Annotated in this window: 21 protein-coding genes; 14 read left to right on the forward strand and 7 right to left on the reverse strand. The window is 50.6% G+C overall.

Annotated elements, in window-relative coordinates:
- Positions 1-66: 66 nt before the first annotated feature.
- From ACS5NO_RS32495 to ACS5NO_RS32525, 7 genes are all read left to right on the forward strand, one after another.
- Entirely contained in the window at positions 67-1,056 is a 990-nt protein-coding gene (locus ACS5NO_RS32495) for an SDR family oxidoreductase (RefSeq protein ID WP_439418966.1), read from the forward strand.
- Between the two features lie 174 nt (positions 1,057-1,230).
- Positions 1,231-3,072: an asparagine synthase (glutamine-hydrolyzing) gene (gene asnB, locus ACS5NO_RS32500; protein WP_439418967.1), complete on the forward strand. Its 1,842-nt coding sequence runs from the start codon at positions 1,231-1,233 to the stop codon at positions 3,070-3,072.
- Positions 3,065-4,231, forward strand: a complete 1,167-nt coding sequence (locus tag ACS5NO_RS32505; RefSeq protein WP_439418968.1) for a glycosyltransferase family 4 protein — start codon at positions 3,065-3,067, stop codon at positions 4,229-4,231. The genes asnB and ACS5NO_RS32505 overlap by 8 nt, the downstream gene beginning before the upstream one ends.
- A 155-nt stretch (positions 4,232-4,386) precedes the next feature.
- Positions 4,387-4,992, forward strand: a complete 606-nt coding sequence (locus tag ACS5NO_RS32510; RefSeq protein ID WP_439418969.1) for a sugar transferase — start codon at positions 4,387-4,389, stop codon at positions 4,990-4,992.
- A 1-nt stretch (position 4,993) separates the two neighbouring features.
- Entirely contained in the window at positions 4,994-5,599 is a 606-nt protein-coding gene (locus tag ACS5NO_RS32515; protein WP_439418970.1) for an acetyltransferase, read from the forward strand.
- Positions 5,596-6,753 carry a DegT/DnrJ/EryC1/StrS family aminotransferase gene (locus ACS5NO_RS32520; protein WP_439418971.1) on the forward strand — a complete coding sequence of 386 codons (1,158 nt, stop codon included), beginning with the start codon at positions 5,596-5,598 and terminating at the stop codon, positions 6,751-6,753. Before ACS5NO_RS32515 ends, ACS5NO_RS32520 begins: the two co-directional genes overlap by 4 nt.
- Positions 6,754-6,765: 12 nt before the next feature.
- On the forward strand, positions 6,766-7,395 hold the full coding sequence (locus tag ACS5NO_RS32525; protein ID WP_439418972.1) for a response regulator: 630 nt from the start codon (positions 6,766-6,768) through the stop codon (positions 7,393-7,395).
- 85 nt (positions 7,396-7,480) lie between these two features.
- Here ACS5NO_RS32525 and ACS5NO_RS32530 read toward each other — a convergent pair whose 3' ends face one another.
- Positions 7,481-8,005, reverse strand: a complete 525-nt coding sequence (locus ACS5NO_RS32530; RefSeq protein ID WP_439418973.1) for a thioredoxin family protein — start codon at positions 8,003-8,005, stop codon at positions 7,481-7,483.
- A 222-nt stretch (positions 8,006-8,227) separates the two neighbouring features.
- Here ACS5NO_RS32530 and yihA point away from each other — a divergent pair, with 222 nt between their 5' ends.
- Both yihA and ACS5NO_RS32540 read left to right on the forward strand, forming a co-directional pair.
- Positions 8,228-8,848 carry a ribosome biogenesis GTP-binding protein YihA/YsxC gene (yihA, locus tag ACS5NO_RS32535; RefSeq protein ID WP_138993506.1) on the forward strand — a complete coding sequence of 207 codons (621 nt, stop codon included), beginning with the start codon at positions 8,228-8,230 and terminating at the stop codon, positions 8,846-8,848.
- A 165-nt stretch (positions 8,849-9,013) separates the two neighbouring features.
- Positions 9,014-9,511 (forward strand): DUF5606 family protein, encoded by a 498-nt coding sequence (locus ACS5NO_RS32540; RefSeq protein ID WP_439418974.1) that lies wholly within the window; start codon positions 9,014-9,016, stop codon positions 9,509-9,511.
- A gap of 149 nt (positions 9,512-9,660) precedes the next feature.
- On the opposite strand, the gene ACS5NO_RS32545 is transcribed toward ACS5NO_RS32540, so the two are convergent.
- Positions 9,661-10,806, reverse strand: a complete 1,146-nt coding sequence (locus ACS5NO_RS32545) for a TIGR03364 family FAD-dependent oxidoreductase (RefSeq protein WP_439418975.1) — start codon at positions 10,804-10,806, stop codon at positions 9,661-9,663.
- A 19-nt stretch (positions 10,807-10,825) separates the two neighbouring features.
- Positions 10,826-11,581: an HAD family hydrolase gene (locus tag ACS5NO_RS32550; protein WP_439418976.1), complete on the reverse strand. Its 756-nt coding sequence runs from the start codon at positions 11,579-11,581 to the stop codon at positions 10,826-10,828.
- Positions 11,582-11,765: 184 nt separating this feature from the next.
- On the opposite strand from ACS5NO_RS32550, the gene ACS5NO_RS32555 reads away from it, so the two are divergent.
- Positions 11,766-13,145: an ethanolamine ammonia-lyase subunit EutB gene (locus tag ACS5NO_RS32555; protein WP_439418977.1), complete on the forward strand. Its 1,380-nt coding sequence runs from the start codon at positions 11,766-11,768 to the stop codon at positions 13,143-13,145.
- The gene (eutC, locus tag ACS5NO_RS32560; protein WP_439418978.1) at positions 13,142-13,906 is read left to right on the forward strand and encodes an ethanolamine ammonia-lyase subunit EutC; all 765 of its coding nucleotides are present in this window, start codon (positions 13,142-13,144) and stop codon (positions 13,904-13,906) included. Before ACS5NO_RS32555 ends, eutC begins: the two co-directional genes overlap by 4 nt.
- Here the strand turns inward: eutC and ACS5NO_RS32565 are convergent.
- Positions 13,903-14,520 carry a DUF4230 domain-containing protein gene (locus ACS5NO_RS32565; RefSeq protein ID WP_439418979.1) on the reverse strand — a complete coding sequence of 206 codons (618 nt, stop codon included), beginning with the start codon at positions 14,518-14,520 and terminating at the stop codon, positions 13,903-13,905. The genes eutC and ACS5NO_RS32565 overlap by 4 nt on opposite strands.
- Before the next feature lie 129 nt (positions 14,521-14,649).
- Positions 14,650-15,957, reverse strand: coding sequence for a glutamyl-tRNA reductase (gene hemA / locus ACS5NO_RS32570; RefSeq protein WP_439418980.1), 1,308 nt, complete (start codon positions 15,955-15,957; stop codon positions 14,650-14,652).
- 324 nt (positions 15,958-16,281) lie between these two features.
- Between hemA and ACS5NO_RS32575 the strand changes: the two genes are divergently transcribed.
- Positions 16,282-17,520, forward strand: a complete 1,239-nt coding sequence (locus ACS5NO_RS32575) for a sensor histidine kinase (protein ID WP_439418981.1) — start codon at positions 16,282-16,284, stop codon at positions 17,518-17,520.
- A gap of 33 nt (positions 17,521-17,553) precedes the next feature.
- Here ACS5NO_RS32575 and ACS5NO_RS32580 read toward each other — a convergent pair whose 3' ends face one another.
- Positions 17,554-18,078: a hypothetical protein gene (locus tag ACS5NO_RS32580; RefSeq protein ID WP_138993522.1), complete on the reverse strand. Its 525-nt coding sequence runs from the start codon at positions 18,076-18,078 to the stop codon at positions 17,554-17,556.
- A 52-nt stretch (positions 18,079-18,130) separates the two neighbouring features.
- Here ACS5NO_RS32580 and ACS5NO_RS32585 point away from each other — a divergent pair, with 52 nt between their 5' ends.
- Positions 18,131-19,243, forward strand: a complete 1,113-nt coding sequence (locus ACS5NO_RS32585) for a LuxE/PaaK family acyltransferase (RefSeq protein ID WP_439418982.1) — start codon at positions 18,131-18,133, stop codon at positions 19,241-19,243.
- 6 nt (positions 19,244-19,249) lie between these two features.
- Here ACS5NO_RS32585 and ACS5NO_RS32590 read toward each other — a convergent pair whose 3' ends face one another.
- A complete protein-coding gene (locus ACS5NO_RS32590; protein ID WP_439418983.1) occupies positions 19,250-20,401 on the reverse strand; it encodes a sigma-54-dependent transcriptional regulator in 1,152 nt (383 codons plus the stop codon).
- Positions 20,402-20,835: 434 nt separating this feature from the next.
- On the opposite strand from ACS5NO_RS32590, the gene ACS5NO_RS32595 reads away from it, so the two are divergent.
- Positions 20,836-23,982, forward strand: coding sequence for a SusC/RagA family TonB-linked outer membrane protein (locus ACS5NO_RS32595; protein ID WP_439418993.1), 3,147 nt, complete (start codon positions 20,836-20,838; stop codon positions 23,980-23,982).
- Positions 23,983-24,011: the final 29 nt, after the last annotated feature.

A 24,011-nucleotide genomic window follows, 5' to 3' on the forward strand; every position in this document is an offset into this window, starting at 1 on the left:
GAGCATACATATATTTACTTCAAAAAGATGTTTAAAACCGGTATCGCCGACGAACGACTATAGAGAATGTATAAAACCGCCTATTACGAGAGCTCATTGAGCGATTACGCATTTTTAATAACTGGAGGAGCCGGTTTCATTGGATCAAATCTGGTTGAGTATCTGCTGAAGCATAATGCCGGAAAGGTCCGCGTATTCGATAATTTCAGTACAGGGTGTAAGAATAATCTGGAAGAGTTTAGAACTCATCCGGCTTTTGAGTTATTGGAAGGTGACATTGCCGATGCCGACGCCTGTCGGCTAGCCTGTGAAGGCATTACTCATATTTCGCATCAGGCTGCACTTGGCTCTGTCCCACGTTCCATTAATGACCCCATGCGCACGCATCAAGTCAATGTAACTGGGTTTTTGAATATGCTGATTGCAGCGAGAGACGCCGGAATTCGACGATTTGTTTATGCTTCATCAAGTTCTGTATATGGCGATAGCCCGGCACTTCCAAAAGCAGAACATCAAATCGGCTGGCCGCTTTCACCTTATGCAGTTACAAAAGCAGCTAATGAGCAATATGCGCGGGTATTTGGTAAGATTTATGAAATGGAAACCATTGGCCTGCGGTATTTTAACATATTTGGACCCCGGCAAAGTCCAAATGGCCCCTATGCCGCCGTAATTCCATTATTCATGCATGCCATCAAGGGCAATACTGCTCCTGTCATTCATGGCGATGGCGAACAGACCCGAGATTTTACTTTTGTAGAAAATGCAGTACAGGCAAATGTGCTTGCCATGTTGGTCAAAAATGCGATGACCTACAACGAAATTTTCAACGTCGCAGTCGGTGAACGGATTTCATTGAATCAGCTTTGGGATGAAATCTGTACCATCGGCCAGAAAAAATTGAGTCCATTGTATTTAGAACCACGCAAAGGCGATGTTCGAGATAGCCTTGCCGATTTATGTAAAAGTCGAAAAATACTTTCATATCAAACTGAAATCTCACTGAAAGAAGGACTGTTAAAAACTTATAATTGGTTTTTGAACGGGGTTGAATGAGGCATAAGAGGGTAACACTATAATTTGCCCGGAAGAAATGAGGTTGATATACTGTTCTCGTCGGTCTATGCCTATTCTATAGAAGCAATTATGCGTGCCTTGCTTTATGATTGTCTGGGTATTTTTTAAAAAGTAGACAGACGCTATCGTCTCGTTTAAAACTACTTCGTTTCTATGTGCGGCATATTTGGAACCGTTAACTGGCCCCATGATTCACCAGCGTACCTGAGGGGCAGCTTATTGCATCGGGGGCCGGACGAGCAACGGGATTGGCGACAGGATAATGTCTATCTGTTTCATGCCCGACTGGCAATTCAGGATTTGTCACCGGGTGGACGCCAGCCAATGACTTACGGTATTTACACCATCATTTTTAATGGAGAAATTTACAACCATAAACACTTACGTCAGCGGTATAACCTGAGCTGTCAGTCGTCATCGGATACTGAAACGCTGCTTCATCTCTTTGTACTATTAGGGTTGAAGATGCTGGATCAACTGGATGGAATGTTTGCGTTTGCGCTCTATGACACCCAGGCCCAAACGATATTGTTGGTTCGTGATCGGGCGGGTAAAAAACCGCTGTATGTTTATCAGCACAACAATCAATTGGCATTCAGCTCTGAATTGAACGCCCTGGCGGCTTATCTGCCCTTATCAGTTGACGACCAAGCGTTGGCCCGTTATCTGCGGGTCGGTTTTCTATATGGTCAACAGACGCCGTACTGCAATGTTATGGAATTACCAGCTGGTCACTATGCCGAGATTGACTGTAGAACGGGGACTTTGGCGATTTCGTCGTGGTGGGACATCACTACTTTTGCCCAACAGGTACGTCCTATTTTGGAGACAGAGGCCCTTGAACAGGTAGACACCTGTTTGCGAAAAGCAGTTAATCAGCGGATCGATAGCTCCGATTTGGAGGTAGGTGTATTCTTGAGTGGAGGAATTGACAGTGGATTAATCACCGCAATGGCAGCTCAATTCAAACCAGGCATTCGGTCGTTCACTGTATCGTTCGCCAATGGAGAGTACGATGAAGCTCCGTTGGCCCGGCTGGTTGCCGATCGCTACCAGACAAAGCATAAAGAAGTGCGACTATCATTCGAACGGCTTCAGGATGACATTGAACGGATTATTGCCGGATATGGTGAACCGTTCATGGATAGTTCGGCCATTCCAAGCTACTATGTTGCGCAGGCAGCCAGGAAACACCTGACGGTCATTCTAAACGGTGACGGTGCTGATGAACTCTTTGGCGGTTACCGGCGCTATGTGCCAGCCGCTCGATTTGACTTTAACAATTTCCCCAGCGTCGTGCAGCGGAGTGCCGATGTGCTCTACAGATCGTTGCCTTATCCAACTAACAAAAAAAGCCGGTATAATTTTGCGTTTCGGATGCTGGATATGGCTCGAAAATCAGGTCTTGAACGTTATTTGTCAGCTACGACCGATGTTTTTGAAAACTATACAGAAGCGTTTTACCAACCTGTGCCACTGGCTGATCTGGCCGGAGCACTAGATCGACTACGAATGTCAGGACTGAGTTCATTGCAGCAAATGCAAGTTGCAGATTTTCAGACTATTTTGCCCGGCAATTTATTGGTAAAAATGGATATCGCCACAATGGCACACTCGCTCGAAGGTCGAAGTCCTTTTCTGGCTAAAGATTTATTAGAGTTAGCACCCACCTTGCCGGATTCATTAAAGATTCACGGTACCACAACAAAGTATCTACTGCGTCAACTGGCCAAAAAATATTTGCCTCAAAAATTGATTGACCAACCAAAAAGAGGATTTGAAGTCCCACTTAAACAATGGATGGATAAACAATTAAAAACGGTGGTCTGTGACTATCTGGCGGAACCACAATTGGCACAGCGGTATATCCGAAGGGAATTTATCAGTAAACTGATCAACCAGCCAGATAAATTTCCGGCTGAAAAACGGGCTAAAATGCTGTATTCTCTGTTTGCAATGGAAGTATGGTATCGAAAAGCCGTGAGAAATGACTAAGCTGATGCGGATGACAACCGTCCCGGTTTCACTTCAGAGTCTACTCCGGGGACAGATGCGGTACATGAAATTGCAAGGGTTTACCGTCTGGATGAGCAGCGCCGATGGCACAATGCTGCGGGAACTTGAGCAACAGGAAGGTTGCCCACACTACATTGTGCCGATGACACGAAAATTGACTCCCCTACAGGACCTGAAAGCGTTGTGGGTGGCATACCGACTCCTTCGGCGGCTGCGTCCGGACATTATTCACACGCACACCCCTAAAGCCGGTTTGATCGGAATGTTGGCTGGCTGGTTCGCGGGAATTCCCATCCGGCTTCATACCGTTGCCGGTTTGCCTCTCATGGAACGCGAAGGATTTTTAAAACAGGTATTGATCAGGATAGAACAACTCACGTATGCTTGTTCAACAGGCATCTATCCCAATTCGATTGCGTTACGAAACTACATAGAAAAGGTTCTCTATGCTAATCCTCAAAAACTAAAAGTAATCGGACACGGGAGCAGCAACGGTATCGACAGCCGACATTTTCACCGAACGGTTGAGATGAGTGTGCAAGGTCAAGCGGTGCGGAATCAATGGAATATACAGTTAAAAACGTTTGTCTGGATCTACATAGGGCGCATTGTTAGGCAAAAAGGAGTTGACGAGCTGATACAGGCCTACGTGCGGTTAGCAAATACCTGTCCGGACATCCGGTTGGTGTTGGTCGGGCCATTTGAGTCGGATCTGGACCCGATTTCGCCCGATTCGGAACAACTCCTGAAAAACCGCGGGGATATCATCATAACCGGTTTTCAGGCGGACGTACGTCCTTATTTGGCTATGGCCGATGCGCTGGTTTTTCCGAGTTACCGGGAAGGGTTTCCGAATGTCCCAATGCAGGCCGCCTGTATGGAATTACCCATGATTGTAACGGATATCAACGGATGCAACGAGATCGTGACCCGGGAGGTGAATGGACTGATTGTTCCACCCAAGGATGAAGAGTCTCTTTATCTGGCCATGAAGCGGTTGTATGAAGATACCGACCTGCGTCAGAAATTCAGCCGGAAGTCGCGCGAATTGATGGTCGAACGGTTTGACCAGCAATGGATATGGCAACAATGGCTGATCGAATACAAGCGATTGATGGTCGAAAAACGTCTTATCTAGCTATGAAAAAACTGCTTTTGCAACAACCTCACCAAGTCAGGGGCATCCGCTGAACCGTGAGGTGTGGCTGGCCGGTTCCCGGTGAACGGCTATTCGTACGGAAACGACATTTGAATAGAAAAAAATAAAGGCTTACTACTCACAACGCACTGAAAATGTATCAGAAAGCCGGGAAACGTCTCATTGATATCAGCGTATCAGCGATCGCTCTGCTGGCCCTGCTGCCTGCGCTGTGTTTGCTGTTACCTGCACTGACACTGGCTAATGGTGGAAATCCATTTTTTATTCAGGCCCGGCCGGGCCGAAATGAGCGAATTTTTTGGTTGGTTAAATTCAAAACGATGAACGACAGGCGTGCTCCGGATGGTCGCTTGTTGCCCGATGCTGACCGCCTGACGCCGATTGGCCGATTGGTTCGAAAAACATCCCTGGATGAATTGCCACAGCTCTGGAATGTTCTGAAGGGTGAAATGAGCCTGATAGGACCCCGCCCGTTGCTGGTCGAATACCTGCCTCTGTATACCGATCATCAGCGCAGGCGGCATACCGTTCGGCCCGGTATAACGGGTTGGGCGCAGGTGAATGGCCGAAACACCCTATCGTGGGAAAAGAAATTTGAATACGATGTATGGTATGTGAGCAATCGGTCATTCGGACTGGATTGTAAAATCATGGCAATGACTATTCAGAAAGTGTTACAGTCAGACGGTATTTCGTCGGCTTCGTCAGTTACCATGGAAGAATTTAAAGGTACAAGGTAGCATGTTATTGTATGGAGCCAGTGGCCATGCCAAGGTAATCATCAGTTGTTTGCAGGTCAACAAAATAGGTGTTGAAGCCATTTTTGACGATGATGTCCGCAAAAAAGAAATGTCGAATATTCCAGTGATCGGTCCTTACCAGGCCGATTATAAGACAAACGACCCGTTGATAATAGCCATTGGTGATAACACCATTCGATGCAGGCTGGCTCAACGAATTAGTCATTCGTATGGAATCACCGTTCATCCGTCAGCACAAATTGATCCGGGTGTAAGACTGGGAGCCGGTTGTGTTGTGCTGCATGGATCTATCCTACAAGCGGATAGCCTAATCGGTGATCACGTGATTATCAATACCGGCGCATCCGTCGATCACGATTGTACGGTGGGTAATTTCGTTCATATCGCTCCGGGTGCAATTTTATGCGGGGGCATTCGGGTTGATGTCGGTGCCTTTATCGGGGCTGGCGCAGTGATCTGTCCCAATCTGTCCATTGGTAAATGGGCCGTTGTCGGGGCAGGCTCTGTTGTTACCCGCCCGGTTCCTGATTATGCAGTTGTTGTTGGCAATCCAGCCCAGGTTATTAAAAATAACAAACTTCTATGATCCCAGAAATCTATCTTTCATCTCCCCACCTCGGTGACCTCGAACTGCAGTATGTTCAGGAAGCTTTTGCCGCTAACTGGATCGCACCCGTTGGCCCACACATCGATGCGTTCGAGCGGGAGCTGTGCATCGAAACCGGAGCCGCCCATGCTGCCGCGTTGTCGTCCGGAACATCAGCTTTGCATTTGTCGCTGGTATTGTTGGGGGTGGGTCCCGGCGATGAAGTGATCTGCCAGTCGTTTACCTTTGCGGCCAGTGCGAATCCGATTGTCTATCAGGGAGCGACCCCCGTGTTCATTGATAGCGAAGCCGATACCTGGAACATGTGCCCGGATGCACTCGAAATGGCGCTGAAAGACCGCCTGGCGCGGGGAAAACGCCCCAAAGCCGTCATCGCGGTTCACCTGTACGGTATGCCGGCCAAACTCGATGCGCTGCTCAAAATATGCCATCACTATGAAGTACCGTTGGTTGAAGATGCGGCTGAATCGTTTGGTTCAACATACAAAAATAAGCCTTGTGGTAGCTTTGGAAAGCTAGCGGTTTTGTCATTTAACGGGAATAAAATCATTACGACATCGGGGGGAGGAGCGTTGCTGTCCGATGATGAGGCTCTGATTAAAAGGGCACGGTTTCTGGCTACGCAAGCACGTGATCCGGCCCCTTACTACCAGCATTCGTCCATTGGCTACAACTACCGAATCAGCAACGTCTGTGCCGGAATCGGGCGGGGGCAACTGAGGATTCTGGCTGACCGGGTAGCGCAGCGACGCGCCAACTACGCGTATTATTTCGAGCATTTAAGCAAACTGCCAGGCTTTGCTTTCCAGCCCGAACCCGACCCCTGTTTTTCAAACCGCTGGTTAACCTGCATCACGCTTGATCCGGATCTGTCAGGGGGGATTACCTTTGAGGATATTCGACTGGCATTGGCCGAAAGGCGGATTGAAGCGCGGCCTTTGTGGAAACCAATGCACCAGCAACCCGTTTTTGCCGGGTTGCCCTTTTACGGATCCGGTGTATCTGATCGACTCTTTAAGACTGGTTTATGTTTGCCGTCCGGTTCTAATTTGACCCGTGAACAAATCACCAAGGTGGTATCATGCATAGAAGAAACCGTAGAGGTAGCTTATCTGGCGGATGGTAAGAACTAGATCAGAAAAACCATGTACAGGATTCTGTTAGTAGACGATCATTCCATCGTGCGTTCGGGAATTCGTCTCCTTTTGAAGGAACAGTACGGCGCAATTGAGGTCGACGAGGCCAAAAACGGTAGTGCGGCTTTCGGGAAAATCATGGACAATACCTATCACCTAATGGTGACAGACATCAACATGCCCAACACCGATACGTTCAGCCTGCTTCAGAACATCCGAAGCACGGCACCGGATTTGCCGATCATGATTTTCACGATCATGACTGAATACGCTTTTGCCAAACGGTATCTGCAACTGGGCGTGAAGGGATACGTCAGCAAACAGGCCGAAGACCAGGAGATTCTGAAAGCGGTTCACCGCATTTTATTCGGCAAACTTTATGTCTGTTCCGAACTGATGGATCAGATGGTGGAGGACAGCCACTTTAACCAGGAATTGGACCCGTTTGGGCGGTTATCAAACCGGGAACTCGAAATTGCCTATCACCTGGTGAGGGGGAAATCCGTGAGCCACATTGCCGATACGCTGAATATTCACACCTCGACCGTTGGCACGCACAAAGCCCGGATTTTTGATAAACTCAAAGTAGATAATGTGGTCGTTATGAAGGATCTGGCCATGCATTACCGGCTGATCTGACGCCGTTTGGGTCGACCTGACGGGTAAAATAAAAGCCGCAAACGAAATCTGTTGCGGCTTTTTTGGGTTCAACAAGTTCGTGCGATTATAGCGCGTTTCCGCCTTTCACGCCCTTGCCAATCGCCAGTAATTCCTCCGGGGAAATATACCCCAGTACTTTCTTGACAACTTTGCCATCACCGTCGATGAAAAACAGCGTCGGATAACCGTCCAGCGGGTATTGCAGGGCTAAATCCGGGCCTTCGCCTTTCTCCATATCAACTTTTACATTGATAAATTCTTTGTTGAAAAAGTCGCCGACAGTTGGCTGCGTAAAGACATTTTTTTGCAGCATTTTGCAGGGACCGCACCAACTGGTGTAGGCATCCAGAAAAACCAGTTTATTTTCGGCTTTGGCCTTGGCCAGGTGCGTTTTCCAGGCGGCATCCGTAAATTGAATACCCGGTTCTGCACTGGCCGTAGCCTCCGCTGGAGGGGTTTCGGCTGTAGTCGCAGCCGCGTTTTCGCTAACGGCCGGTTTTTCTCCTTCCGATTTCGAGCTGGTGGTGTTGCAGGCATTCAAAACCAGGGCCAGAGCAACAAGGACGGATAGCAGACTTGTATTTTTCATAATTCGGTATGCGGTTCGTTCAGATGAAAGAATAACGACGAATGGATTTCAATTGGTTTCCCAATTCCCGGAAATGCTCCCATTCGTAGTACAATTTTAAGCAAAAATATCGATTATAAGTCGTTGTGATTGATGCAATATGGGGATAGAATAGTACTCTTCTCAATTCTTTACGAACTTTGCGGCTGGAAGACGGTTTTTAAACTTGTTCTCTGAACCATTATGGAAGTAAAACAGGCTGAATTTATAATTAGTAATTCCGATCCGACCCGCTGCCCGAAACCCGACAAACCGGAATACGCTTTCATCGGTCGCTCGAACGTCGGAAAGTCGTCGCTCATCAACATGCTGACCACCCGGCACAAGCTGGCTAAAACCTCGCAGACGCCCGGAAAAACGCAATTGATCAACCATTTTCTCATCAATACGGATTGGTATCTGGTCGATTTGCCGGGCTACGGTTTTGCGAAAGCACCCCAGCGGGAGCGGGAAAAGTGGGAGAAAATGATCGATGCCTACCTGACCGAACGCCCGAATCTGATCTGTACTTTCGTGCTGGTCGATGGCCGCATTGACCCGCAGCGGATCGATCTGGAGTTTATGGCGAAAATGGGCGAACGCGGACTACCCTTCGTAATTATTTTCACGAAAAACGAAAAAAGCAGCACGAACGCCATTTCTCAGATGGTAAAAAAATACAGTCAGACCTTAAAACAAACGTGGGACGAACTGCCGCCGATGTTCGTCTCATCAGCCGTCAGTAGCCGGGGTAAAGAGGAAATTTTGGACTATATCGACCAACTGAATAAAGAATTTTATGAGGAGATGAAGGCAAAGAAATGACAATAAATGGGATCAACACCCCAGGCGTATCGAAGGGGATTAAAATCGCCTAAATCCACTCTGTTGCTGTTATGTGCAGGCGATTAGCCCTATCTTTGCCCCTCAGTTTTTCATAAAATTGGCAATAACCAAATCAAATCGACCGTTACCCATTAAACAAGCAGCATGGAAGCGCTGAAAGAAATTGCAAATATTGCCGGCAAAAGCGGCTTATACCGAATCATGAAACCCAGCCGGACTGGCGTGATTGTGGAGTCGCTCGACGAAAAGAAAGAAAAAACCATGATCGGGCCAACGGCGCGCGTGTCGGTGCTGAAAGACATCTCGATTTATACCGACGACGAGGAACAATCGAAGCCCCTGGCGGATGTGTTTCTGGCCATCTATGAAAAATACGAAGACACCCTGCCGATTACGCCAAAATCAGCATCGAATGCCGAACTGGCCGAATTCATCGGTGAAGTGGTGCCGGAATACGACCGTGATCGGGTGCATATGTCGGACGTCAAGAAAATGATTGGCTGGTATACCATTCTGCGGAAAAACCTGCCGGAAGCCTTTGAGAAAAAAGCGGAAGAAACGACGGAAGTTGCAGCAACCACCGAAGAAACTCCGGGCGAAATGCCATCTGCAACCGCCGAAACGGAAGAGCAAAAAGCATAACGAATTTCCATTTTCAGTAATTGAAAAAGCAGGAACGGGCCATTGGCTTTCCTGCTTTTTTTTGTTTCGGAGAGGAAAGAGCTGAGAATAAAGACAAGAGACAGTTAGCATGTAAACGGTCTTTGCTCTCTTGTCTCTCCTCTTTATTCTCACAGAAACAACCGCCTTATCGTTTCTTCCGAAAAACCGGCACTGGAGGTCATGCCTTTGCCGCCAATCCCGGTGATGATGTGAATGTTTTCCAGATCGGCTTCGAAAATTTCCTGTGTGGTCTGGGCGTAAAAACCGGCCCAGGTCCGTTGAATCCGATCCACCGGGAAGTTGACAATGCGGCTGGCTTCCTCCAGAATCAATTGATTGACATAGTCTTTGGTGTCGAACCCCAGGTCGTCGGTCTGGAGCGCCGTTGCGTATTCGTGCGAATCCCCGATGATGATGGAACCGTCGAGCGCCTGTTTGAACAAGACGTGAATGCCCCATTTTTTTAGCTCGTCCAGGTGTTCCGGCGTCTTGAGACTGGCGTACGACGGACAATCGGCAAACGACTCATACCGCCGGATGGTCAGACCCGTCAGAATGTTTCCGGGGAGGGCAATTTCCGGCATCGGAACCGTCTGCATCATCTGAAGTTTGCTTACCACCAGCCCACTTTCGGCAAACAGGTCGGGGTACAACAACCGAAATTCGCTGCCGTTGCAGATCAAAACCTTCTCAGCCTGAAACCGTTCACCATTCGCCAGTTGAACCGTTGCCCCGCTGCCCGTCGATTCGCAGCCAACCACGGCGGCATTGTTGCGATACGTTACGTTGGCGTATTTCGTCGTCACGTAATCGATGAGCTTGTAGATCATCAGATCCGGCTCGACGCTGACTTCTTCCGGAAAAACCACGGCCCCTTTGACATATTCGGGCCGCAAAACCGGGTATTTTACCAACGTCTGGGCCTGCGACCACAATTCGCAGGGGTAGCCGTCGGCCCGGCGCTGGTCGTATAATTCGTTGGCCAGTTGCCACTCGTCGGCATCCGACGCCACGTAAACCGAGCCGTTTTTCCGGACCGAAATGTCGTGTTCCTGCTGAATTTCGTGGTAGAGTTCCAGACTGCGACGCCCGTAATGATACCAGCGCCCACTCAAACCCGACGGAACGACCTGCCCAAAATTCCGAACGGTGGCACTGACGGGGCGGTTGTCTTTTTCAAGAACCAGAACCCGCTTGCCGGCACGGGCGGCATGGAGCGCATGAAACGTCCCCAGAATACCGGAGCCGATGATGATGAAATCGAAAGAAGCCAAGAGAAAAAGGGATTACGAATTACAAACTAAGACCGTTGGCCCGTTTTTGAAAGGACGTGGCTGAGAGCAGGGTCGGCAAATCACCGAGCGATCCCAGTAACTGGTCGTGAGGGTAGGCTTCGAGCTGGGCGCGGGTGTGGGTGCCGTTGACGACCCCCAGATTGAAGGCAACCCCGGCGGCTCTTCCCGATTGCAGATCCGAAGGCGTATCGCCAACGTTGACGACCGACTTTGGGTCAGAAACGCCCAGTAACCGCATCGCTTTCTGAATCATTAGCGGCTGTGGACGACCGTGTTCCACCTCATCGCTGGCAATCGATGCCTGAATAACGGTTTGACTATTGCCCACATACTGCTCGTCCAGACCGGTCAGCCAGCCTAATTTTTCCAGAATAATATCAGTCACCTTGCGGTAAAAACCGGTGGTCAGCGCAATGCGGATGCCATGTTTACGCAGGAAATCGAAGGTTTCGAGACAGCCTTCCGTTGGCACAATGGGTTGGGTTCGGTAATGATTTTCCAGGATTTCGGTAAAAAGCTGGTAGGAATGATCCACTTTAGCCGTCAGTTCCGAGGGCGTAGGCTGGCCCAACTGCTCTTTCCAGAGGGTTTCAAAAACAAACCGCTTGGAAAGGCCCTGCATGGCCAGAATGCGTTCGTCGCTGACGATCAGACCGGTCTGGGAAGCCGCCCGGGCGAAACAGTGCTCCACCTCGTGCTGGTCCCGAACCGTCGTGCCAGCCATATCAAATACCACCAATTGAAATGCTTTCATTTTTCAAAAACGGATAAAATACCAATCGCCAAACATACAAAAGACCCGCCTATAAACGGTTATCGGTGTATTAAATTCCTGGATTTCTTGGCCTTATCCGGGCTTGTTAGTAGATTCCATTTTGGATTCCCCGGGATTTCGTATACCCGGTTTTCGTACAACTCTTTTCGGAATTGTTACCACTATGGCCTACCGCTGTACCGTTCGGAACTTTACCTATCACTTCGACGACCTGAAAACGTTGCTGGCCAAAGCGACCCCGCTCCGGTCGGGCGACCAACTGGCGGGCGTGGCGGCCCAAACTGCCGAGGAGCGGGTGGCGGCCCAGATGGCCCTGGCCGATCTGCCGCTGACGACGTTCCTGAACGAAGCCGTGATTCCGTACGAAACCGATGAAATTACCCGGCTGATTCTGGACACGCACGATGCCGATGCGTTTGCCCCGATCAAAAGCCTGACGGTGGGCGAGCTGCGGAACTACCTGCTGTCGGACGAGGTCGATGCGCAAACGCTGACCAAGCTTCAACCGGGCCTGACGCCGGAAATGGTGGCGGCTGTGAGTAAGCTGATGCGGAATCAGGATTTGATTACGGTTTCGGCGAAGTGCGAAGTCATTACCCGGTTTCGGGACACCATCGGATTGAAAGGGCGGTTTTCGACCCGGCTGCAACCCAACCACCCGACCGACGATTTCCGGGGCGTTGCGGCCAGTATCGTAGACGGTTTGTTCTACGGCAGCGGAGACGCGGTGATTGGCATCAATCCGGCCACCGATCACGTTCGGACGGTGGTTCGGCTGGTCGATATGATGGACCAGATCCGGCAGCGGTTAGAAATTCCGACGCAAACGTGTGTGCTGAGCCATATTACCACCACGCTTCAGGCTATCGAACAGGGCGCGCCGGTGGATCTGATGTTTCAGTCTATTGGCGGAACGGAAGCCGTTAACAGTTCCTTCGGGATCAATACCGCCCTGCTCCGGGAAGGGTTTGAAGCTACCCGCGCCCTGAAACGCGGTACCGTGGGTCAGAACGTCATGTATTTTGAAACGGGGCAGGGGAGTGCGCTGTCGGCCAATGCCCACCATGGCGTCGATCAGCAGACCTGCGAGGTTCGGGCGTATGCCGTGGCCCGGCTTTTTGAACCTTTGCTGGTCAATACCGTAGTCGGTTTTATCGGACCGGAGTATCTATACAATGGGAAACAGATTATTCGGGCCGGTCTGGAAGACCATTGCTGCGGAAAACTGCTGGGGTTGCCGATGGGCGTCGACATTTGTTATACGAACCACGCCGAGGCCGATCAGGACGATATGGACACCCTGCTAACCCTGCTCGGAACCGCGGGCGTTAACTTTATCATGGGCATTCCCGGTGCCGATGACGTGATGCTGCATTACCAGAGTACGTCGTTTCACGATGCGCTGTATCTGCGGGATTTGTGCCGCCTGCGTCCCGCGCCGGAATTTGAAGCCTGGCTTTTGCGCATGGAATTGATGAACGCCGACGGAAAGTTGATGCCGGTTAAAAATACCCACCGTTTACTGCAAGCTGCCGGTTTATGAGCCATCTGCCCGACCAACCCGATCCGTGGGCGTTTCTGCAAAGCCACACCTCCGCCCGCATCGCCCGTGGACGTACGGGCCACAGCCTGCCCACGCGCGCCCTGCTGGATTTTCAGCTCGACCACGCCCGCGCCCGGGATGCGGTGTATTCAGAACTGGAGCGGGATGCCTTGCTGGCTCAATTGCAAACCGTTCAACTGCCGGTTTTGCCGCTTCATAGCCGGGCGGCTGACCGTCAACAATACCTGCAACGCCCGGATTTGGGTCGGAAACTGAATGAGCAGAGCCTTTTACACCTGTCAGGTCTTGAAGACCTGACAGGTGTCGATCTCAGTATTGTAATCGTCGATGGCTTATCCGCCACGGCGATCAATCGGCACGCAGGAGCGGTCGTTTCGCGATTAGCGGAAGAAGTTCGGGCGTTAGGCTGGTCACTGGCGCCTTTGTGTCTGGTGGAACAGGGGCGGGTGGCGATTGGCGACGAAATTGCCCATGCGCTCAAAGCCGAAACCGTTGTGGTGCTGATTGGCGAACGGCCTGGCCTGACCTCGCCCGACAGCATGGGAGCCTACCTGACGTTCCATCCGCAACCCGGTTTAACCGACGAATCGCGCAATTGCATCTCCAACATCCGGCCCGAGGGCTTTCCGTACGAAGCCGCCGTACAAAAGTTGCTTTACCTGCTCACCGAAATGAAAACCCGGCGGTTGTCGGGGGTACTGTTGAAAGACGAATTTGACGACAATTTGTTGACGTCTTAGCGAAGGGGCTGCAATGTGGCTTTCATGCGGGTCGTCAGAAACACTTTTTTGCCTGAAATCCGCTCCAGCATCGGTTTGAGAATTTTGTCGGCGTTCTGCCGGGTTTGTTCCAGAATACCGCTGTTCAGTGCCGACTGCCGGATTTGGGTTTCGGCCCGCTGGTAGGCTTCGTTGACCAACTGGGCTTCCTCAAAAAACGCGTATTCCGTATTGAAAACCCGCGAGCGGTTATGGTTGATCTTGTAGGAACAGATTTCCGGGTCGGGTAGATGAACGATCAAACTGTCGCCCTGAGCGGTAATATCGTCGGCGGTTATTTTGGTCAGATCCAGGCAACCGACCGCTTCGCCTTCCACAATCAGCACGGCTTTCGGGTTGGGCAGCCACTCCCGGACAAACTGGTGTTCGACAATGTCTTTGAAGCGGTATTGAACCAGTTCGAGTTTTCCTAACTCAGTCACTTCCTGCAAAACCACCGTCTGAACGGTAGCTTCTTTCTTCGTCAACCCGCTGAAAACCGACCAGCCCCGCAGTTGTTCCCACAGCACCACCAGGCCAACGACCAGCAGGACGATCAGAAACAGGCGGAGAATCGTATTGATAAAGCGGGACATAGTTGGTCGGTTTATGGTTTTCAGTTTACGACGGCCCGGCGTAAACTGAAAACCGTAAACCGAATACTGTGAACGAAAAATCCCAAACCAATTGCTTCGTTTGGGATCTTAAGGAACGCTCATCATAGGTTAGTGAAAATTCTGGGATGCATCGGCGGGTTGTTTTTCCAGATCGAACAAATCCGTTAACACATCGATCAAGGTATCGGCTTCGCCCCGTTTGCAGGCGGCTTTGAGTTGCAATACCGGTGACTTCATGATTTTTTGCATGATGCTGCGCGTAATCTTATCCACTTTTTCGGATTCCTCGGCAGTCATGTTTTTCAAATGGCGGGCAATTTCTTCTTTTCGAATCTGCTCCAGCGCATTTTTGAATTTATTGATCGTGGGTGAAACGACCATTTCCCGCGACCAGTCGTTGAAATCGGCAATTGACTGATCGATGATGGCTTCAACCTGCGGAATCGACGCCATCCGGCGGCTCAGGGCTTCGTCGGCCCGGTTGCGGATGTGGTCGATGTTATACAAAAGCACGCCCGGAATCTGCTCGATGTTGGTATCGATGCTCCGGGGAACTGATAAATCAATGAAGTATTTGAACGTCAGCGAGTTTAAGCCGGCCAGCAAATCGGTGGTGATGAGCGGTTTTTCAACCAGAACCGACGCAATGATCACGTCCGCTTTGGCAATTTCCTCCGTCAGATTGGCCATATCGGCCACCCGGAACGCGTGTTTCTCCGCCAGGGCATCGGCTTTGGAACGGGTGCGGTTGCAGAGTGTAATGCGGTTTAATTTGCGGGCGGCCAGGTTTTCGCAGATGTCCGCGCCAATTTCACCCAGACCAACTACCAACACCGAGGGCGTAGCCGGGCCGTGCCCTGCCGGGCAGCCGGTGGTTCCCACCAGTTCTTCAATCAATTCAACGGCGGCATACGAAACCGAAGCGGCTCCGTCGCGGAAACTGGTTTCCTGCGCTACCCGTTTGTTGGTAAAGAAGATGGTGTGCATCAGCCGGTGCAGGAAAGGACCCGCCATATCGAGGTCGGCCGACCATTGATAGGCTTGCTTGACCTGATTCGGAATTTGCATGTCGCCCACGACCTGCGAGTGCAAGCCGGTGCAGACTTCGAACAAATGCCGAACGGATTCGGCCTGCGTATCAAAAAAATGAAAATAGGGAAGGTAATCTTCCGTCGAGGTTATTCCTTTTTCGGTGAGTAGCAACCGGGCAATTTCCCGGTTCAGATTTTGCGGGGAAGTGTAATAAACCTCCGTGCGGTTGCAGGTAGAAATAACCAGCGATTCCGAGGCTCCAAAAAACTCCCGAAGCTTGATCAGAAATTGCTTGGACTCGTCTTCATTTAATGCAATTAGCTCCCGGACAGCCAGGGGGGCGGTTTTATGTGAAAGGCTAATTGATTGAAAGAAATCGTGCATTGCTACTTTTCAAAATATGCTCAAAATTACGATACAATTCTCTTACAGAAAACACTGTTGGTACAGATTCAGTTTACTAGTTACTTATTTAGAACCTCTATAAACTATTGCAAAGTTCTCTTCTTTATATCCTATTTGCAATATTATTCCGGTGAGACGGGCAATAAGGACATTGAATTGCTGAAAATGAGCGTTATGACGTAAGTCTGTTGCGAAGTTACCACCTGAAGCGGTTGTGATTTGATGATGAGAATCAGCCCATAAAATGATAATTTTCACCCGATACGCCGAAAACCGGCGTCAGGTTGCTTCAAACCGAAATCTATGTTGAAGTCACTGGATATTTATGGTCAGCGAAACACGCTGAAGATTGTCGTTGCCCTGAATCTGCTTTTAGTCGGTACAGCTTCCCTGCTCTATACCAACCGACTGGTGGAACGGCTGGAAGAACGGGAGGAGAATTACGTTAGGCTGTATGCCAAAGCCCTGGTCAAGGCTTATGATGAGAATTCGAACGAGGATATGACGTTCATTACCCAGGAGATTATTTTTGTTAACGAAAAAAACCAGGTCCCGACGATTTATGTAGATGAGAACGATAAAATTATCGTTCACAATTTTACTTTTCTTCCGGGCACTCCCGACGATGAAATCGAACTGGAATTGGAAGAAAATCTGGCGGAAATGAAAGAAGAGCATCGACCCATTGTGGTTGAGATGGGCAACAAGAAACGCGGCTACATTTATTACCACAATTCCTCTCTACTGACCCAACTCCGGTTTTTTCCGTACGTTCAGCTTGCGGTGATGATCGCCCTTGGTTTTCTGGCTTATCTGGCGTTCAGTTCGGCCCGGAGGGCGGAGCAAAACCGCGTCTGGGTGGGTTTGGCGAAGGAAACCGCTCACCAGTTGGGTACCCCGCTGTCGTCGCTGATGGCCTGGGTCGAATACTTTCGCACCGATCCCGCAATGGATCAGTCGATTGCCGATGAAATTGAGAAAGATGTCAACCGGCTGGAGACGATTGCGACCCGGTTTTCCAGCATTGGCTCCATTCCGACGCTGAAGCGGGAGGATCTGTACGAAACCGTCCACCAATTTATTTCCTACCTCGAAAAGCGGATTTCAACGAAGGTCAAAATGCACGTTGAAAACTATCTGGTCGATGGCCGGGAGGTGAAAATCAACAAGTTGCTGTTTGAGTGGGTCATTGAAAACATCTGTAAGAATGCCGTTGATGCGATGGGCGGGATCGGTAGTCTGACGATCCGGTTGTTGCCGCTGCCCCGCAACGAAATTGCCATCGACATCACCGATACGGGAAAAGGAATCAGTAAAGCGAATATGCAAAAAGTGTTTAATCCCGGTTACAGCACCAAAAAACGGGGGTGGGGCCTGGGTCTGACGCTGGCGAAACGGATTATTGAAGAATACCACAACGGCAGGCTGTATGTCAAAAACTCCGAGGTGGGCAAGGGAACCACCTTCCGGATTTTGCTGCGGGAAACCGTGGTGGGCGAAGAACCGGCCCTGGAGAGCCACAAAACGATTCGCAGTGCGTAGAACCGGTTGTTACGCACTGCGAATCGTATAGTTTTAATTCAGGGGAACAGAAATGGTATCGGTTTCCACGACGTTACTAACGCGCAACTGGCGGTCCCGAATGCGGATGGCAAATTTGACCGGCGTCATGCGGGTATTGCGCGACCGCAGAAAGCTTTGGGAGAAATCCAGTTTGCCCTCCAGCGGACTGTTCTTGTTGTCGGGTTTCAAACGGGGAAAAAACAGTTTGTTGAGAACCGGTAGATCGACGTATTCGAACTTGCCATTGACAAACCGGTAGGTTTTTAGTTCATAATTTCCCCATTCCAGATAGTTCAGAGAATCTTTGGTTCGCTCATCCACGGATAGTCCCAGATCACCGTCACCGTCCTGAAACTGAACCGTAATCACCAGTGAATCTTTGGGAATTTGGGAAAAATCGTCGAAGGCCGGATACGATGTAACCGACGGGGAGCTTATTTTAGGCGTGTTGTCAAAATCAGGGGGCTCCAGACAGCCAATCAAAAGGGCTGAAAATCCTAAAAAAAACAGGCCTTGCCGAATAAATCGCGTAGACATCGTGTTAATAAACTAATCGTTACCAGATTTGTATTTATCAGGCTTACCTTTCATGAATAAGCCCCTTTCTACCATTACTTTGTCGCCTTCAAGCATTCGTCAGGAACTCCGAAACCGCATCATCCGGCTTGCTGCAACCGACCGTTCCGGGTTCGATTCGCTCGCACTGGCGGTTTTTCGCTATCAGGCTGTTTTCAATCCCATTTACAGTTTGTATCTGAAGCACCTGAACGTTCAGCCTGAAAAGATACGAACCATCGCTCAAATTCCGTTTCTCCCCATCGGTTTTTTCAAACAGCACCCGGTTCTGACGCGCTTGTCTGACGCAGCAAAACCGTCTTTGGAAGACTTGCTAGCCTTTGAAAGCAGCGGTACGACGGGAGTGGTGACCAGTCGCCATTTTGTTGCTGATCCGGCGTTGTACGATACCATCAGCCAGCAAATCTTTGAAAACCGCTACGGGCCGCTCGATCGCTTCCACATTCTGGCCCTGTTACCTTCTTATCTTGAACGAAATAACTCGTCGTTAGTGTATATGGTTCAGCGGTTTATTCAGAAATCAGACTCGGCATTTTCGGGTTTTTTTCTGCACAATACCGCCGATCTGACCGCTACATTGCAGGAACTGGCCGCCCATCCGGAGCCGGATCGCAACATCCTGCTCATTGGTGTTACGTTTGCCCTACTCGACTGGGCCGAATCTGATACGGATTTTTCGTTTCTGAAGTCCCTGCCCCAGTTGGTAGTCATGGAAACCGGTGGGATGAAAGGCCGGCGGCAGGAGTTGCTCCGCGAAGAAGTCCACGATCTGCTGACGGCCCGGCTGGGCATATCGACGGTTCATTCGGAATACGGAATGACTGAATTACTGTCGCAGGCCTATTCGGCCGGGGACGGGGTTTTTCAAATGTCATCCACCCTCCGCGTTCTGCTTCGGGATGTGAACGACCCGTTTTCCATTCAGCTTTTGCCAGACGATCAATCAGCCTCCGCAACACGCCTGACGGGAGGAATCAACGTAATCGACCTGGCTAATCTGGATTCCTGTAGTTTTATTGAAACCCAGGATTTGGGTCAGTATGAAAAAGGCGTGTCCGATGGCTTTCGGGTCATCGGCCGGTTTGATAATTCGGATATTCGGGGCTGTAATTTGATGGTGATTTGATCCGCTTCAGGCGTACATTTCGACATCATTCCGGCTGATTTCGTCACCACACAGAATGACCAGCCGTTCGACTACATTGCGTAATTCCCGGACATTTCCGGTCCAGGACAGGGACTGAAGATAGGCCATGGCATCCGGTGTGATTTCCTTGGCTTGCGCGCCGTACTCTTCCGCGATGTCGTGCAGAAACTTATCGGCCAGCAGCGGAATGTCTTCCCGCCGGTCGGCCAGCGGAGGAACGTGGATGCGAATGACGCTCAGCCGGTGGAAAAGGTCTTCGCGGAACATGCCTTCCTGAATCTCTTTGCGGAGGTCTTTGTTGGTGGCCGCAATCACGCGGACATTGATTTTGATTTCTTTATCCCCACCCACACGGGTAATTTTACTTTCCTGCAGAGCCCGCAGCACTTTGGCCTGAGCGGAGAGGCTCATATCCCCGATTTCGTCCAGAAACAGCGTGCCACCGTCGGCCTGCTCAAATTTGCCGGTACGCCGGGCCGAGGCACCGGTAAAGGCTCCCTTTTCGTGGCCAAACAATTCACTTTCAATGAGTTCGCTCGGAATGGCAGCGCAATTGACTTCGATTAGCGGCATGGCCGAACGGCTTCCTTTTTCGTGGATTTGCTTGGCGACCATTTCTTTCCCGGAGCCGTTGGCCCCGGTAATCAGAACCCGGGCTTCGGTGGGAGCAACGCGGTCGATGGTGTCTTTAACCCGGCGAATCGGGTCGGAATCGCCCACGATCTCGTTGAGTTTATAGATCCGCCGTTTCAGGGTTTTGGTCTCCATCACCAGTTTGGCTTTTTCGATGGCATTGCGAACCGTGACCAGCAGACGATTCAAATCGGGCGGTTTGATGATGAAGTCAAAAGCCCCCCGTTTGGTGGCTTCGACGGCATTTTCAACGTTGCCGTAAGCCGAAATCATGATAAACTGGGTTCCTTTGCCAACGTCGGCGGCTTTCAGCAACAACTCAAGACCGTCCATTTTGGGCATCTTGATGTCGCAAAGCGCTACATCGTAGCTATTCTGTTTAATCAAATCCAGTCCCTCCTCACCGTCTTTGGCCTCGTCAACTTCATAGCCTTCATATTCCAGAATGTCACGGAGCGCATCCCGGATGCTTTTTTCATCATCAATGATGATTAATCTCGCCATAAATCAATGTTACTTAATAAAATAACCTGGTAACTTGTCCGAAAACTAACTTTTTCGCAAGCGAATTCAGGTGGAAAGTAATAGAAAGAGATTTCAATAAACAAGGTTATGTCTTTTTTTTTAGAGGAATCGAACAAACAGCGATAGAAAAGGATTCCCGATCCACCCAGAGCTTGCCGATCAGTGCAATTGCCGGACAAAATCATAGGAAAATTAGGGATTCTAACGGTATAATTTTGACTGGCTGGCGAAAAATATCTAAAAAATGCCTTGTAATATCCTAAAAGTTACTGCAATTTAGAAAAACCGATAATCTGGGCTGAATTGCGGGTATATTCAATATAATCTTGCTCTTTTACCATTTTACGCCTTTCCCATCTTTATTTTAAAAACCATTTCCTATGCAGTATTCTACTTTCCTACGAAGTTTGCTAATGGTGTGGCTGGGAGTCCTGTTGGTAGCAGGCGCTCAGGCACAAGACCAGCGGGTGACCGGAACGGTGCTTTCCGGAAAAGACCAGCAGCCCGTCGCGGGGGTTTCGGTTCTGATCAAAAACTCAACCCTCGGAACCACGACTGATGCCACGGGAAAATTTGCTCTAAATGTACCGGCCAATGCGGTTCTGGTCTTCAGTTCCATCGGTTTCCAGGGCCGGGAGGTTCCGGTCGGCAATCAAACGGTTCTGACCGTGACCCTCGAAGAAGGCTCCCAGAGCCTCAACGAAGTGGTTGTGACGGCCCTCGGGATCAAAAAAGAATCCAAACGGCTGGGGTATGCCACGGCCAACGTGAACTCGGAACAGATCACGACCAACCGAACCGTTAATTTCATGAACGCCCTGCAAGGCAAAGTCGCCGGGGTCAACATCTCCAGTTTAGGCACAGGTGCCGCCGGTACCAGCAAAATCCGGATTCGCGGCCAATCCTCTTTTTCCGGACAGAACTCACCCCTGATCGTGGTCAATGGGGTCCCCATCGACAACACGAACTTCGGCCAGAACAACGGCAACACGGGCAGCGACGGCTCCATTGCTGGCCGCGACCGGAACTACTCCGACGGGGGCGACGGACTTTCGTCCATCAACCCGGACGACATCGAGGGCATGACCGTTCTGAAAGGAGGTACGGCAGCCGCTCTGTACGGTTCGCGGGCCAAAGACGGGGTCATCATGATCACGACCAAAACCAAGGGCAGCGGGCAGGGCATTGGTGTCGTGTATAATACCAACTTTACGACCGACACGCCCCTGGATTTTACGGATTTTCAGTATGAATACGGGCAGGGAGAATACGGGGTCCGGCCCACGGCGGCCAACCCAACTTCCGGGGTGTGGAGTTTTGGCGAGAAATTCAACGGACAGACGCAGGTTCTTTTCGGCGGTGTTACGGTTCCCTACGTACCCGTTCGCGACCGGATCAAGAAATTCTACCGCACCGGCTCCACCTGGACCAACTCCGTTTCCGTTTCGTCGGGCAGCGACCGGGGCGGTTTCAACCTGTCGGTTTCCAACATGGACAACAAGGGAATTACTCCGAACAACTCGTTCAACCGCAAAACCATCAACCTCGGATTCAGCTACAACTTGTCGCCGAAGCTGACGGTAACGGGATCGCTCAACTATTCCAACGAGTACAACAAAAACCCGCCCCAGATTGCCCAGCAGGACAACAGTACGCCGACGGTGATTTACACCATGTCGAACTCGATGCCCCTCGATGTGTTGGAAGCCAACCAGATCAATCCGGCAACGGGCAACGAATTCATCTGGTCGCGGTTTCAGAACCGAACCAACCCGTATTTTGTGCTGGGACAGAAATTTGAGAACATTCGGCGCGACCGGCTGCTGGGTAACCTGACGGCCCGGTACAACTTTACGGACTGGTTGTATCTGCAGGGCCGGGTTGGGCAGGATTTCTGGTCGCGGGATCAGGACTACAATTTCCCGACAGGTCAGGCTTCGCTGGCAGCCGCGCCCGCCGGTTTTGTGAACGGGGCCTACGTACAGGAAGCCCGCCGGTTTCGCGAAATCAATGCTGACTTCCTGATTGGAGCGAATAAAACCTTTGGCAAGTTTGGTGTCGATCTTACCGTGGGGGGGAACCAGTTGTACCGCCGGAGTGACCTGAACAGCGTACTGGTCACCGACTTTATCGTTCGGGGGCTTTATATTCCGCAAAACGGCCGGGTAAAAGATCCGACCTACGGTTTGAGCGAGCGGAAAGTGAATTCGCTTTACGGAGCGGCCGAATTTTCGTTCAATGATTTTCTGTACCTGAACGTAACGGCGCGGAACGACTGGTTTTCGACGCTGGCACCGGCCAACCGCAGTGTTTTATACCCATCCATTACGGGTAGTTTCGTGTTTTCCCAAGCTTTCAGCAACCTGCCAAACTGGCTTAATTTTGGGAAAGTCCGGGCTGCTTATGCCGAAGTGGGGAGCGATGGCGACGTGGCTCCGTATTCCAACAATCTGTTCTACAGCGTGGGTGCCAACCTGTTCCCCAATCCTGCGGGCTTAGGCCAGCCGGTGGGCAACATCACCTCGAACACCGTTCCGAGTGCGACGCTGCGGCCCAGCCGGACGGCAGAAACCGAAGTGGGGCTTGAACTGAAACTGTTCAATAACCGCGTGGGGCTGGATTTGGCTTACTACAACAAAATCACCAGTGATCAGATCGTGGCGGCCCAGTCGTCGGATGCATCCGGCTATACCAACACACTGATCAACAGCGGGAAAAGCCGGAACCGGGGGGTTGAAGTGTTATTAAATGTGTCACCGGTCCGGACGAAAGATTTCTCCTGGGATATTTCCCTAAACGGTTCATATAACGAGACCAAACTGCTCCGGCTGTTATCGGATACCATTCCGAATGAGCAAATCGTAGTGGGTAACGGGATTTACGTGGGCGACCTGCGCCATGTCGTCGGTCAGCCGCTGGGTCAATTGTACACGTTTGGGTATGTGCGCGATGCGCAGGGGCGGATTGTGCACGGGGGCGATGGCTTGCCGGTTCGGACGCCGGCCCCAATTTCGTTTGGTTCGGCCCTGCCCAAATACATCGGCGGGATTAATAACTCGTTTACCTATAAAGGCATCAATCTGTCGTTCCTGATCGATTTCAAACTGGGTGGGAAAATGATTTCGGGCACCAACCTCAACACCTACCGGCACGGTTTGCAGAAAGAATCGCTGGTGGGCCGGGGCGAAGCCGACAACAAGATGGTGGGCGCTGGCGTCAACGAAAGGGGCGAGGTCAACACGGTTCGGGCTTTTGTGCAGGACTATTATTCGGTCGGGCGTTCGAAGAGTCTGGGCGAGCAGGTGGTCTACGATGCCGGTTTCTGGAAACTGCGTCAGATCACGCTGGGCTATGATTTTACAAAAATGTTACCCAGCAAATTGTTCATCAAAGGCGTTCGGTTGAGCGCAGTGGCCAACAACGTCGCGCTGCTGAAAAAATGGGTTCCCAACATCGACCCCGAACAGTTCGGATTCAGTTCGGATAACCTGGTTGGTCTGGAATCAACAGGCTTGCCCACGACCCGAAGTATTGGTTTCAACCTTAATGTAAGATTCTAAATCGGTTTACGGTATTCGGTTTTCAGTTT

Source organism: Larkinella fluvii, from assembly GCF_051857545.1.
Taxonomy (GTDB): domain Bacteria; phylum Bacteroidota; class Bacteroidia; order Cytophagales; family Spirosomataceae; genus Larkinella.